Raw genomic sequence first — 11,977 nt, 5'->3', positions numbered from 1 at the left:
GCGGCGCCGAACTCGCCGCCCTCAAACACGAACTCAGCCAGGTCCGCGGCGTCGACGTCGAAGAACTCCCCGAAGAAGCAGACCTCACCGCACCCCTCGCGGCGGGCGGTGAGACCGCCTCCTGACCCCGCCCCTCGTAACCAGGGCGGCCCACGTCCTCACGACGTGGGCCGCCCTGGATGCTTCCCGCTCGCGCTGTCGGGCGGCCTTCAGCCCTGGCGCGGATTCGGCTTCAGTACGGCGAAGACCGCGCCGGTCGGGTCGGCCAGCCAGGCGATACGGCCGACGTCCGGGACGTTCGCGGCCGGCATGACCACCGAACCGCCGCTCTCCCCCACCCTGGCGACGACGGCGTCGGCGTCGGCCACGGCGAAGTACGGCACCCAGCGGGCGTCCTCCCCGTCGCCCTGCAGCGGGGCCACTCCGCCGAACGAGCCCTCCTGCTGGTCCCCGTCGGCGATGCTGAGCACCCGGTAGGTCATGCCGGGCGCCTCCATCTCCTGCGAACGCCAGCCGAAGAGCCCGTTGTAGAAGCGGATCGCCGCCTCGGGGTCGCCGACGTGCAGTTCCACCCACACCAGCGTGTCGTCCTCGGAGGCCTTCTCCAGGCCCTTGGTCCGCCCCGGCTGCCACACCGCGAACCGCGCGCCCTGCGGGTCGGTGTACTGGGCCAGCCATCCCTCGCCCATGACGTCCATCGGCTCGGCGCGCACGCTGCCGCCGCCGGCGATCACATCACGGGTGGTGGCCTGGATGTCGTCGCTCTGGAAGTACGTCGTCCAGGCGGGCTCGGCGCCCTCCTCGGCCAGCGGGCCCTGGGCGCCGACGGTCCGCCCGTCCTTCTGGAAGAACCCGTACCCGCCCGCCTCGGGCCCGGCGGAGACGAACCGCCAGCCGAAGACGGCCGCGTAGAAAGCGGCGGTGGCGTCCGGGTCGGGGCTGCCCAGGTCGAGCCAGTTGGGCGATCCGGTGCGGAAGTCGGTGCCAAGCATGGGTTCCCTTTCCTACGGCGTCCGGTGTCGGAGTCGCCGCCACCATGCCGCCCGCGCGGCGGACTGCCACGGAGCCGACCCGGATCCCGCGCGGGCTTTCACCCGAGCGGGGGCCTCAGCCGCCGAGGTCCTTGCGCAACCGGGGCTTCGCCGCCTCGGCCCACACCGACGGCAGCTCCCGTTCGCGCTCCGCGGCCAGACCCTGTTCCTGCCCGTACAACAGACCCCAGGTGAAGCCGCCCTCGCCCGCCGAGTACGCCGCGAGGGCCAGGCTGCGCAGGTTGTCCCTCGCCACCACGCTGTCCTGGTGGTCGCCGAGCACCTTCTGCACGGCCTTCACGCGCTTGCCGAGCCGCTTGGCGGGCGTGCCGAGCGTGGCCCGCGCCGGTTCGGTGGCGTAGCGGGTCTTCTTGGCGGCCTTGCGGGCCTGGTGCAGGGCGGTGTCGCGTTCCGCGCCCGGCGGCAGCTCCACCGCGTGGGCCACCCGGTCCGAGAGCCTGTCGTACTCCTTGAGAACCGCCTTGGCCAGCACCTTCTTCGGCTTGCGGGCCGCCTTGCGGCGCAGCGGGGGCTGCTCCGTGAGGAGGGCGAGGGAGTCGAGGAGGGCCAGGTAGCGCGGCGAGTTCAGGGCGTCGAGGCTGCGCTGGTGGGCCTCGGCGGCGGAGGCGACGTTCCATGCCTTCAGCCGGGCGGCGACGGGGCCGAGGACCAGCTCCTCGGGTGTGTGCGAGAGGTGAGCGGAGAGCCGCTCGGCGAGGACTTCCTGGTCGCGCTCGGCCCCCAGTTCGCCGCCGAGCCACTTGAGTTCCTCGCGGACGGGATCGGTGACGTCACGGTCGAGCACCGCCCGGTAGGAGCGCAGGGTGCTGCGCAGCCGTCGGCAGGCGACGCGCATCTGGTGCACGGAGTCCGGCCGGTCGCGCCGTACCGCGGGGTCGAGGGCGACCAGCGTGCGCACCTGCGCGTCGACGTACCTGAGGACCTCCTCGCCCGCCGAGCCCTCGACCACGCTCTCGGCCCGGCCGTCCGGCAGGCGCGGCGCGCCCACTCCGGTCTCCTCCAGCGCCCTGGCCAGCTTCGAGGGATGGCCCGCGCGCTCGATCCCCTTCTTGTGCAGCGTCTTGTCCAGGACGTCCAGCAGCGCGGGATCGGTGTCCTCGGCGAGTTCGATCTCCATCTCGGCCCAGGCGGCCCGGGTCGTCGTGGTGCCCATGGAATCCGCGCGGACGCCGTCGACGGTCAGTTCGGCCAGCAGTGTGCCGTCCTCGTCGAGGAGGTGCCGGGTGCTGCGGGTGGACCGGATGCGCACGACCGGGACCAGTTCGGCGCCCCGGGTGCGGGAGAGGGCCAGGTCGCGCAGGGTGTCGGGAATGGTGGGGGACAACGGGGCCTGCACCTCCTCCCGGCTGTCGCCGGACAGCGGCAGTTTGAGATGCCAGCCGGCGTCGGCCCCGCCCGTCCTGCGCCGTAGCGTTGCCGCGGCGCCCGCCAGGCGCAGGTCCTCGGTGTCGTAGTAGACGGCATCCAGTTCGTCGGTGCCCTGCTCCACGACTGAAGCGATGTCGGCCACGCCGGTCAGCTTCGGAAGCCACGAGGTGTCATCGGCCGACGGAGCTTCGTATTTTCGCTCTGTCTCACGCTTTGACTCGGTCATATGAATCGCGTACTCATGTCCGCCCGAATCAAACCCGGATGCGGCCAGATGGCCGGGCGGATCGCACTGATCGGATGGGGATCGCCGTCGGTTGCACCATGGGGGCGGCCGTCTCGCTGCTGCACCGGGCCGGCGTCCGCATGCCCTGGTGGCTGGGCGGTGCGGCCACCGGCGCTCTGGCCATGGCGGCGACCGATCTGCCGATGGCACGGCTGGGGAGTGAGTGATGCGGCCCGTTGGTCCCGCGGGACTGGGCATCGGACGCGGTGCCGCACCTGACGTACGGCCTGGCGACCTACGGCACCATGACGGCACTTGAACGTCGGCAGTAGAGCGCGCCGAACGCGCAGGGTCCCGACCTTGTCCCTCTCGGGGACCTCATCTAGCCTGACTTTGTGCCGGAAATAAACAAAGCCCGACAGCACAACGTCGTGCCGGGCGTCCGAACCGACCTCACCCGCCTCCGTGCCGTCCTCACCGTCTTCTTCGCCCTCGACGGCTTCGTCTTCGCCGGCTGGGTCGTCCGCATCCCCGCCATCAAGCAGCAGACCGGCGCCTCGGCCAGTGCCCTGGGGCTCGCCCTGCTCGGGGTCTCCGCCGGGGCCGTGGTGACGATGATGCTGACCGGGCGGCTCTGCCGGCGCTTCGGCAGCCATCCGGTGACCGTGGTCTGCGGTGTCCTGCTCTCGCTCAGCGTCGCGCTGCCGCCGCTCACCCACTCGGCCCTCACGCTGGGCGCGGTGCTGCTGGTCTTCGGCAGCGCGTACGGCGGCATCAACGTCGCGTTCAACAGCGCCGCGGTCGATCTGGTGCGGACCCTGCGACGCCCGATCATGCCCAGCTTCCACGCCGCCTTCAGCCTCGGCGGCATGGCCGGCGCGGGGCTGGGCGCGCTGGTCGCGGGAGCGCTGTCCCCCACGGAGCATCTCCTCGGCCTCACCGTGATCGGGCTGCTGGTCACTTTCCTCGCCGGCCGCGCCCTCCTGCGCATCCCTCCCCCGGTACCGCCGGAGCCCGCGCCCCGGGCCACATCCACCCCCAGCGGCCCGGGGACCACCGCCCGCCCCCTCGTGATCACCTTCGGCCTGATCGCCCTGTGCACGGCCTACGGGGAGGGGGCGCTGGCCGACTGGAGCGCCCTGCACCTGGAGCAGGACCTCGACGCCGCGGCGGGCGTCGCGGCCGTCGGTTACTCCTGCTTCGCGCTGGCCATGACCATCGGCCGACTGACCGGCACCCGGCTGCTCGAACGCCTGGGCCGCACCCGCACCCTGGTCGTGGGCGGGGCGACCGCGGCGGGCGGCATGCTCCTCGGCGCGCTCGCCCCCGCCCTCTGGCTCGCACTCGTCGGCTTCGTGATCACCGGCCTCGGTCTCGCCAACCTCTTCCCCGTCGCCGTGGAACGGGCCGGCACGCTCGCCGGCCCCGAGGGGGTCGCGATCGCGTCCACCCTCGGCTACGGGGGCATGCTGCTGGGGCCGCCCGCCATCGGCTTCATGGCGGACTGGTTCTCCCTCCCCGCCGCACTCACCAGCGTGGCCGTGCTGGCCGCCACGGCGGCGGCCATCGGCGGCGTGACCCGACGCGCGGCGGAGCGCTGATCGGCACCCCCTGCCCGCCGCCGGAAAACCCGGTGCGCACCGCAAGCCGTCATTGCCACGGTCGACGCCATGATCACGCCTTCGCCTCAGCACCGGACGATGCCCCGCCGACGGGGCTGCTGAGCACGGACGCGTACCGAGTCCGAGACCCCGGGACGGGGCCTCGACGCGTTGTGCGGACCCGGCCCCCGCCACCGGCAGGAGGACCGATGACCACACGACGGCGCTACATCACCACGACCCTCCCCCAATCACCCCTGACGCAGGTCGAGCCGCAGGAGGACGCGGGGATGGCCGGCCAGTACCGAGGTGGTGACGGCGACGTGGACGAAGCCGGCCCGTTCGAAGGTGCTCCTGATGCCGGCGTACGCCATCGTCGTGTCGACCTTGGCGTCGCCGTTGTCGAGGGGGTACGCCTCGATGACGGGGGCGCCGTGGTCGCGGGCGAAGTCCACGGCGCCGGCGACGAGGGCGTGCGAGACCCCCTTGCCGCGGTGGCCCGGGCGTACCCGGATGCACCACAGCGACCAGACCGGCAGGTCGTCCACGTGCGGGATCTGGCGGCTGCGCGCGTAGGTGGTGTCGGCGCGCGGTGCCACGGCCGCCCAGCCGGCCGGTTCGTCGCCGTCGTAGGCGAGCACGCCGGGAGGCGGCACCGAGCGGCACAGACCGGCGACGTACTCCCCACGGGCCGGCCCGCGCAGCTCCTTGTTCAGCTTGGACGGGAGCCGATGGCTCAGACACCAGCAGACAGTGGCCGTGGGCGACTTCGGGCCGATCACGGCACGGACGTCCGCGAAGTCCGAGGCCGGACGCACTTCGATGGTCATGACACCACCGTGCCACGACAGCCGCTGCTCTTCCCCCGCGAGACGCCGTCACGGGAAAAGCCGGTTGAGATGTGCCCGTGTGTCGGCGAGAGTCCCGGAGCATGGAGTTCTTCTGTCATCACCGTGACCGGGCCGGATCGGCGGCGCTGCGCGAGGAGTTGCTTCAGGCGCACTGGTCGTACATGGACGGGTACGCGAAGGAGATGATCGCTCGCGGGCCGACCTTCCCGAGTGAGGGCGACGCGCCGTCCGGGAGTGTGCACATCCTCGATCTGCCGGACCCTGCCGCCGCCCGCGCCTTCGCCTTCGACGAGCCCAACTACCAGGCCGGCGTGTACCGGGACGTACTGCTGCGCCGGTGGCGCAATGTGCTGGGGCGGACGATGTGGGAGTTCCCCGGCGGCCGGACCGGAGGCGACCGTTACCTGGTGCTCGGACTCGGTTCCGGGCCGGCCGTCGACCTCGCTCCGCCCGCCGAGCGGGACGAACTCATCGCCTACGGCCCCCTGTTGTCCGACGACGGCGCCACATGGCTGGGTACGGCGGTGCTGCTGCGCGCGCCAAACCGGGACGCGGCCCGAACCGTCCTGTCCCCCGGCGGGTACGCCGACGTCGAGGTCCATGACTGGCAGTTCGGCGGGCGGTCGTAACGACGACTGCCGCCCTCGGTTTCAGGTCTCCGCCCGCCGCATGGGCCCCCACGGGCCGGCCTGCTCCACCACCGCGGACACGGCGTCCTTGATCACCTGGTCGTCGATCCAGCCGACGGGTTCCACTTCGCCGACCAGCGGCTCGTTGTCGGGGCCGCGCCCCTGGACGCGGCCCCGCAGAATCCAGGGCCGCACGCCCTCGCCCTTGTCGCGCGGCAGATGGGAGTAGTCGTAGAGCCTGCGCGCCACCCACAGCTCGACGGGCCGGTCCTCCCACCAGGGCTCGACGTCGAGCGGGTTGGCCGACAGGCCCGACATGCGGATGCCGGTGAGGGCGTCGCGGCTCTCGGACAACCCCCGGTCGGCGTCGGGGCCGTGGGACCAGCGCACGAAGAGACAGGGGGTGCGCCGCACCAGGTCGGCGACCTCGTCGAGGGTACGCAGCACGGGCAGTTCGCGGGTCATGAAGCGCTCACTCCTTGCCTGCGCCCACGGTGGTGAGCAGCCGCGGCGGGTGGCCCATGCGGCGTCCGGCTCGTAGGGCGTCCGTTCACCCCGTGGGTCCGCGATCCGGTCGCCCGTAGCGTCCACTGCGGCACCTCCTGATCATCCGCGGAGGCCCCGAGTACCCGGTGCGCACGGCGCCGAACGCAGCGTGATCCGCTGCCCCGGGTGAAGGCGCGTCAGGCGGTGCGGAAGCGGAAGGCGCCCGTTCCGCCGCCCAGGCTCAGCCAGATGTGGTCGCCGTCGCGCACCAGGCGCAGGGCGATGTGGGCGCAGCCAGGGCAGCGGGCGGTGAGGCCGGGGTCGGGGCCGTAGACGTGCAGTCCTGCGAGCGGGCCGGAGCGGGCGCACTCGGGGCAGCGCCACCAGGCCGTGGTCGCCTCCACGGAGAGGATCTCCGAGAGCGGTCCGGCGAGACAGTTGCCGTCGAGACGGGCGGTGTCGTCTGCCATGGGGGCCTCCGGTCAGCCGAAGCGTTCGGTGCGGATGGTGGCGGGGTCGAGACCCAGGCCGGTGAGCAGGTCGGCGGCCGTCTCGACGAAGGCGGTGGGACCGCAGACGAAGACGGGACTGGTCGCCCCGAGACGGGCGGCCAGCTTCTCCAGATCGGCCTGGGCGAGGCGGCCGACGGCGCGGGAGTCGCCGGGCGGGCCCTGGCGGGTGAACAGGAGGTGCACGTCGAGGCTGGGGCCGCGGTCGGTCAGCTGGTCGCCGTACCAGATCTCGGCGGGCGTGCGCACGGAGTACAGCAGATGGAAGGGGGCGACCGACCGCGCCGTCCGGTGGGCCCGGATCATCGCCATCAGCGGCACGACCCCGGAGCCGCCCGCGACCAGCAGCACCGGTCGGGTCTGCTCCGAACGCCAGACGAACCAGTTGCCGAGCGGGCCGCGCACCTCGACCTCGGCGCCCTCCGGCAGCTCGTCGGCGAGGTAGGGCGAGACCTCGCCGCCGGGCACGGCCTGCACGCCCAGCTCGATGCGGTTGCCGTCGGCGGGCGCGGCGAGCGAGTAGCTGCGTACGGCCTGATACCCGTCGTCGGCCGTCAACCGCACGTCGACGTGCTGGCCGGGCAGGTGGCCTGGCCAGCCCGGCACGGTGAACAGCAGGGAGCGGGCGGTGGCGGTCTGCGGGTGACGCCCCTCGAGCCGGGCCCGGCGCCAGGCGATGCGCATGCTCAGTCCCCCCAGTTGCGCTGCTCGCGCCATGGGTCGCCGTAGTTGTGGTAGCCGACGGACTCCCAGAAGCCGGGCTCGTCCTCGTGGGTGAGCCGCAGGCCGCGGACCCACTTGGCGGACTTCCAGAAGTACAGGTGCGGCACGAGCAGCCGGGCCGGGCCGCCGTGTTCCGGGGAGAGGGGGTAGCCGTCGTAGGAGTGGGCGATCCACGCCTGGCCGTCGAGGAGGTCCTCCAGGGGGAGGTTGGTGGTGTAGCCGCCGTGGCTGTCGACGGTGACGAAGTCCGCGGCCGTCTCCACGTCCTCGAAGAACGCGTCGAGCGGCACGCCCCGCCACTGGGTGTCGAACTTGGACCAGCGGGTGACGCAGTGGATGTCCGTCACCGTCTCCTGCTGCGGGAGGGCCATCATCTGCGCCCAGGTCCAGGCGTGGGTGTCCCCGGTCTCGGTGGTGATGGTGAAGGTCCAGGTGTCGGTGGACACCCGCGGGGTGGGGCCGGCGGACAGCACCGGAAACTGCTCGGTCGGGTACTGCCCGGGCGGCAGCCGGTCCGCCAGCGAACGGGCGCGTCCGCGGAAGCCGGGCGAGAAGGAACTCATGACGGCATCGCTCTCCTGGACTCGGCGGGCGTGACGGCCGGGTCCCCCCATCATCGGCCGTGGCTCGGCCCCCCGCATGCGGTTCGCACAAACGGCCGACCCGCCGGGTGGTCCCGCCGTCGCGCCGTCCGGCACACTCACCCCATGGAGACAGCCGAGTTCGTGGAGATCCTCGACCGGGAGGGGCTGCTGCTGGCGGCGGCCGCCGAGGCGGCCGGGACCGACGCCAAGGTGCCGACCTGTCCGGACTGGCAGGTTCGGGATCTGGTGCGGCACACCGGGATGGTGCATCGGTGGGCTGCCGCCTTCGTCGCCGAAGGACACACCTCGTACCACCCCGACGGTGGGCTGCCCGACCTCGACGGCGACGCGTTGCTGAGCTGGTTCCGGGAGGGGCACCGGTACCTCGTCGACACCCTCGCCTCGGCCCCGCCCGGGGTGGAGTGCTGGCACTTCCTGCCCGCGCCGTCGCCGCTGGCGTTCTGGGCCCGGCGGCAGGCGCACGAGACGACCGTGCACCGGCTCGACGCCGAGTCCGCGCGGGGTGGTACGCCGTCCGGGATCTCCGCCGGCTTCGCGGCGGACGGCATCGACGAGCTGCTGTGCGGCTTCCACGCCCGCACCAGGAGCAAGGTCCGCAGCGACACGCCCCGGGTGCTGCGGGTGCGGGCGACGGACGCGGACGGCGCGGTGTGGACGGTACGACTGTCTCGGGAGCCGCCGGTGACCGTGTGGGGCGCGGAGGGCGCCGCCGATTGCGAAGTGGCCGGGCCCGCCCCGCGGTTGTACGCGGCGCTGTGGAACCGGCAGGCGTTCCCTGAGGTGAGTGGGGACGATTCCGTCGCCGCGCTGTGGCGGGAGAAGTCGGCCGTCAGCTGGAGCTGAGCATCCGCGTCAGCACCGCGCGCTGCACCGGCAGTACCGTGCCGTGCAGCGCGCGTCCCTTCTCCGTGAGGGCGACCCGGACGCCCCGCCGGTCCTCGGGGCACATCGCGCGCTCGACGAGGCGGTCCTTCTCCAGTCGGGCGATGAGCCGGGACAGGGCGCTCTGGCTGAGGTGGACGCGCTCGGCGATCTCCTGGACGCGGTAGGCGCAGGATTCGCCCGACAGTACGTCCAGCACCTCGAAGTCGCTGGCGCACAGGCCGTGCTGGTGCAGTGCGCGGTCCAGTTCGCACTGGGTGCGCGCATGGAGCGCCAGGATGTCCCGCCACTGGTCCACGAGCGCCTGCTCGGGGTTCTTCGCCGCCATCAGCGCACCGTAGCAGAGAACCGAATTTATTGCATCGGCATTAAATGCGTTTGCATTCGATGCATGCGCATGTAGTGTCTCCGGCATGACCTCTCCGCTCACCACCTCCACGGACGCCTCGACGGTCCGCTGGACCCCCCGGCTGTGGGGCACCCTGCTGGTGCTCTGCGCCGCGATGTTCCTGGACGCGCTGGACGTGTCGATGGTCGGCGTCGCCCTGCCGTCCATCGGCTCCGACCTCCACCTGTCCACCTCGACCCTGCAGTGGATCGTCAGCGGCTACATCCTGGGCTACGGCGGGCTGCTGCTCCTCGGCGGACGCACCGCCGACCTGCTCGGCCGGCGTCAGGTCTTCCTGGTCGCCCTCGGTGTCTTCGCCCTCGCCTCACTGCTCGGCGGCCTCGTGGACTCGGGCCCGCTGCTGATCGCCAGCCGCTTCATCAAGGGCCTGAGCGCCGCCTTCACCGCGCCGGCCGGCCTGTCGATCATCACCACGACCTTCGCCGAGGGCCCGCTGCGCAACCGCGCCCTGTCCATCTACACCACGTGTGCCGCCACCGGCTTCTCCATGGGCCTGGTCCTCTCCGGCCTGCTCACCGAGGCCAGTTGGCGTCTGACCATGCTGCTGCCCGCGCCCATCGCCCTGATCGCGCTGCTGGCGGGCCTGAAGCTGCTGCCGCGCAGCGAACGGGAGAAGGACCACAACGGCTATGACGTCCCCGGCGCCGTCATCGGCACCGCGTCGATGCTGCTGCTGGTGTTCACCGTCGTCCAGGCACCCCAGGCCGGCTGGGCCTCGGCCCGCACGCTGCTGTCCTTCCTCGCGGTCGCCGTGCTGCTCACCGTGTTCGTCCTGGTCGAGCGACGCTCACCCGGCCCCCTGATCCGCCTGGGCGTGCTGCGCTCCGGCAGCCAGATCCGCGCCCAGCTCGGCGCGGTGGCCTTCTTCGGCTCGTACGTCGGGTTCCAGTTCCTGACCACGCTGTACATGCAGTCGCTGCTGGGCTGGTCGGCCCTGCACACCGCGCTGGCCTTCCTGCCCGCGGGCGCGCTGGTCGCCGTGTCCTCGACGAAGGTCGGCTCCGTCGTCGACCGGTTCGGCACCCAGCGGCTGATCGCGGCGGGGTTCGCGCTGATGGTCGTCGGGTACGCGCTGTTCCTGCGCATCAACCTCGACCCGGTGTACGCGGCCGTCGTCCTGCCGTCGATGCTGCTGATCGGCGCGGCCTGCGCGCTGGTCTTCCCCTCCCTCAACATCCAGGCCACCAACGGGGTCGAGGACCACGAGCAGGGCATGGTCTCCGGGTTGCTCAACACCTCGGTGCAGGTGGGCGGCGCGATCTTCCTCGCCGTGGTGACGGCCGTGGTGACCGCGGGCGCCCCTGAACACGCCACCGCCCAGGCGGTGTTGGACAGCTACCGGCCCGGTTTCGTGGTCGTCACCGCGGTCGCGGTGGCCGGCCTGCTCATCACACTCACGGGCCTGCGCACGCGCCGTGGACAGCAGTCGGTCGTCGTCGCCAGGTCCACCTCCCTGGAGGCGGAGCGCGTGCCCGCACGCGACTAGGGCCTGTTCCAGGTTCGGATCATGCTGGTCGGAGGCTGCGGATCCAGATCATGGCGCCGCGCAGGTGGAGTCCGGTGAGGTAGCTGGTGGCGGTCTTGTCGTAGCGGGTAGCCAGCCCTCGCCACTCCTTGATCTTGTTGATGCAGCGTTCGACGGTGTTGCGGTCCTTGTACAGGTCCGCATCGTGACCGGGCGGGCGGCCGCCCCGCGAGCCCTTCTTCTTGCGGTTGGCAGCCTGGTCGGCCTTCTCCGGGATGACACCGCGGATGCGGCGTCGCCGCAGGTAGGCGCGGTTCGCGCGGGAGGAGTACGCCCTGTCCGCGGCGACGGCGCCGGGCCGGGTGCGCGGGCGGCCGACCGGGCCGCGCACTCTGATGCCCTCCAGTACCGGAATGAAGCGGGGGCTGTCGGCGGCCTGTCCTGGCGTGACGACGAACGACAGCGGCCGGCACCGGCGTTCGGCCGCGAGGTGGGTCTTGGTGGTCAGCCCGCCCCGGGAACGGCCCAGTTCAGCCGCACGGAGCCGGGCTCTGCGCCGCCGCCATAAACGCCGCCGCTCCTCACGCACTGCGTCGTCACTGCCCTCGCCCGGCGAGGCTATCGGCGCGCTTTGCCTCTTTCCAGAAGCCCCTTTTCCTCGGTGACGGCCTTCTCCAGCTCGTCCAGCAACTCGGTGTCGACGGCCATCCCTGCCGCGTGATGATGAGCGCGTGCGATCGTGGAATCCACGCCGACCAGGTCGAGATCGACCTGCCCCCGGGCTGCCGCCTCGGCGATCATCCCCTCCATCAGTGTCCGGAAGGTCCCGGCCAGCGCCCAGCGCTGGAATGCGCCATAGACGGTCGACCAGGAGCCGTACTCCTGCGGCAGGTCCCGCCAGGGGCACCCGGCCCTGAACCGCCACATCACGGCGTTGAACAGCCGCCGCAGGTCAGGGACCGGGCCGCGCTCACCCACGGGCAAGAACGGCTCGACCAACTCCCACTCGGCATCCGAGAGATCACCACGCGCCACCCTCGACAACTACCAGGCCCAAGCCGCCCGGTACCGGCGAATCCCCGAAACCAATGATCCGAACCTGGAACAGGCCCTAGGGGGACCAGGGAGATGTCTCGTCTCCCTGTGTACGTCCGTGCGTCCGGCGGGAGTT

Annotated in this window: 13 protein-coding genes and 2 pseudogenes; 6 read left to right on the top strand and 9 right to left on the bottom strand. The window is 72.1% G+C overall.

Going from position 1 to position 11,977, the window contains the following annotated elements; all coding sequences use genetic code 11:
- The coding region (locus ABZ453_RS46565) for an ABC transporter ATP-binding protein (protein ID WP_359025465.1) at positions 1-125 on the top strand (125 nt) is incomplete at its 5' end.
- A gap of 84 nt (positions 126-209) precedes the next feature.
- Here the strand turns inward: ABZ453_RS46565 and ABZ453_RS46560 are convergent.
- Together ABZ453_RS46560 and ABZ453_RS46555 are read right to left on the bottom strand one after the other, a co-directional pair.
- Positions 210-992 (bottom strand): VOC family protein, encoded by a 783-nt coding sequence (locus tag ABZ453_RS46560; RefSeq protein ID WP_359025463.1) that lies wholly within the window; start codon positions 990-992, stop codon positions 210-212.
- Between the two features lie 115 nt (positions 993-1,107).
- A complete protein-coding gene (locus ABZ453_RS46555) occupies positions 1,108-2,646 on the bottom strand; it encodes a CYTH and CHAD domain-containing protein (protein ID WP_359025461.1) in 1,539 nt (512 codons plus the stop codon).
- A gap of 77 nt (positions 2,647-2,723) precedes the next feature.
- Between ABZ453_RS46555 and ABZ453_RS46550 the strand changes: the two are divergent.
- Both ABZ453_RS46550 and ABZ453_RS46545 read left to right on the top strand, forming a co-directional pair.
- Positions 2,724-2,978: pseudogene (locus ABZ453_RS46550) on the top strand (hypothetical protein); the annotation flags it as partial.
- Between the two features lie 99 nt (positions 2,979-3,077).
- Positions 3,078-4,247, top strand: a complete 1,170-nt coding sequence (locus tag ABZ453_RS46545; protein WP_359025459.1) for an MFS transporter — start codon at positions 3,078-3,080, stop codon at positions 4,245-4,247.
- 251 nt (positions 4,248-4,498) lie between these two features.
- Here the strand turns inward: ABZ453_RS46545 and ABZ453_RS46540 are convergent, their stop codons facing one another.
- Positions 4,499-5,077 carry a GNAT family N-acetyltransferase gene (locus ABZ453_RS46540; protein ID WP_359025457.1) on the bottom strand — a complete coding sequence of 193 codons (579 nt, stop codon included), beginning with the start codon at positions 5,075-5,077 and terminating at the stop codon, positions 4,499-4,501.
- 101 nt (positions 5,078-5,178) lie between these two features.
- Between ABZ453_RS46540 and ABZ453_RS46535 the strand changes: the two genes are divergently transcribed.
- Entirely contained in the window at positions 5,179-5,727 is a 549-nt protein-coding gene (locus ABZ453_RS46535; RefSeq protein WP_359025455.1) for a YciI family protein, read from the top strand.
- Between the two features lie 21 nt (positions 5,728-5,748).
- Here ABZ453_RS46535 and ABZ453_RS46530 read toward each other — a convergent pair whose 3' ends face one another.
- From ABZ453_RS46530 to ABZ453_RS46515, 4 genes are all read right to left on the bottom strand, one after another.
- Positions 5,749-6,192: a DUF6098 family protein gene (locus tag ABZ453_RS46530; protein WP_359025453.1), complete on the bottom strand. Its 444-nt coding sequence runs from the start codon at positions 6,190-6,192 to the stop codon at positions 5,749-5,751.
- Between the two features lie 218 nt (positions 6,193-6,410).
- Positions 6,411-6,683: a DUF6510 family protein gene (locus ABZ453_RS46525; RefSeq protein WP_359025452.1), complete on the bottom strand. Its 273-nt coding sequence runs from the start codon at positions 6,681-6,683 to the stop codon at positions 6,411-6,413.
- Positions 6,684-6,695: 12 nt separating this feature from the next.
- Complete coding sequence (locus ABZ453_RS46520) at positions 6,696-7,406, bottom strand: FAD-binding oxidoreductase (protein WP_359025450.1); 711 nt, start codon at positions 7,404-7,406, stop codon at positions 6,696-6,698.
- 2 nt (positions 7,407-7,408) lie between these two features.
- Positions 7,409-8,008 carry a molybdopterin-dependent oxidoreductase gene (locus tag ABZ453_RS46515; RefSeq protein WP_359025448.1) on the bottom strand — a complete coding sequence of 200 codons (600 nt, stop codon included), beginning with the start codon at positions 8,006-8,008 and terminating at the stop codon, positions 7,409-7,411.
- 144 nt (positions 8,009-8,152) lie between these two features.
- On the opposite strand from ABZ453_RS46515, the gene ABZ453_RS46510 reads away from it, so the two are divergent.
- The gene (locus ABZ453_RS46510; RefSeq protein ID WP_359025446.1) at positions 8,153-8,893 is read left to right on the top strand and encodes a maleylpyruvate isomerase family mycothiol-dependent enzyme; all 741 of its coding nucleotides are present in this window, start codon (positions 8,153-8,155) and stop codon (positions 8,891-8,893) included.
- On the opposite strand, the gene ABZ453_RS46505 is transcribed toward ABZ453_RS46510, so the two are convergent.
- Positions 8,880-9,260, bottom strand: coding sequence for a MarR family transcriptional regulator (locus ABZ453_RS46505; protein WP_359025445.1), 381 nt, complete (start codon positions 9,258-9,260; stop codon positions 8,880-8,882). The genes ABZ453_RS46510 and ABZ453_RS46505 overlap by 14 nt on opposite strands.
- Before the next feature lie 85 nt (positions 9,261-9,345).
- On the opposite strand from ABZ453_RS46505, the gene ABZ453_RS46500 reads away from it, so the two are divergent.
- A complete protein-coding gene (locus ABZ453_RS46500) occupies positions 9,346-10,827 on the top strand; it encodes an MFS transporter (protein WP_359025442.1) in 1,482 nt (493 codons plus the stop codon).
- 19 nt (positions 10,828-10,846) lie between these two features.
- Here the strand turns inward: ABZ453_RS46500 and ABZ453_RS46495 are convergent.
- Positions 10,847-11,841, bottom strand: a pseudogene (locus ABZ453_RS46495) (IS5 family transposase).
- Positions 11,842-11,977: the final 136 nt, after the last annotated feature.

Source organism: Streptomyces sp. NPDC005799 (assembly GCF_040630525.1).
GTDB lineage: Bacteria > Actinomycetota > Actinomycetes > Streptomycetales > Streptomycetaceae > Streptomyces > Streptomyces griseorubiginosus_B.
This window is presented reverse-complemented; position numbering and strand designations above follow the sequence as displayed.

Coding starts and splice junctions, on each gene's coding strand:
- ABZ453_RS46560 (WP_359025463.1), bottom strand. CDS start 992: ATGCTTGGCACCGACTTCCGCACCGGATCGCCCAACTGGCTCGACCTG.
- ABZ453_RS46555 (WP_359025461.1), bottom strand. CDS start 2,646: ATGACCGAGTCAAAGCGTGAGACAGAGCGAAAATACGAAGCTCCGTCG.
- ABZ453_RS46540 (WP_359025457.1), bottom strand. CDS start 5,077: ATGACCATCGAAGTGCGTCCGGCCTCGGACTTCGCGGACGTCCGTGCC.
- ABZ453_RS46535 (WP_359025455.1), top strand. CDS start 5,179: ATGGAGTTCTTCTGTCATCACCGTGACCGGGCCGGATCGGCGGCGCTG.
- ABZ453_RS46530 (WP_359025453.1), bottom strand. CDS start 6,192: ATGACCCGCGAACTGCCCGTGCTGCGTACCCTCGACGAGGTCGCCGAC.
- ABZ453_RS46525 (WP_359025452.1), bottom strand. CDS start 6,683: ATGGCAGACGACACCGCCCGTCTCGACGGCAACTGTCTCGCCGGACCG.
- ABZ453_RS46520 (WP_359025450.1), bottom strand. CDS start 7,406: ATGCGCATCGCCTGGCGCCGGGCCCGGCTCGAGGGGCGTCACCCGCAG.
- ABZ453_RS46515 (WP_359025448.1), bottom strand. CDS start 8,008: ATGAGTTCCTTCTCGCCCGGCTTCCGCGGACGCGCCCGTTCGCTGGCG.
- ABZ453_RS46510 (WP_359025446.1), top strand. CDS start 8,153: ATGGAGACAGCCGAGTTCGTGGAGATCCTCGACCGGGAGGGGCTGCTG.
- ABZ453_RS46505 (WP_359025445.1), bottom strand. CDS start 9,260: ATGGCGGCGAAGAACCCCGAGCAGGCGCTCGTGGACCAGTGGCGGGAC.
- ABZ453_RS46500 (WP_359025442.1), top strand. CDS start 9,346: ATGACCTCTCCGCTCACCACCTCCACGGACGCCTCGACGGTCCGCTGG.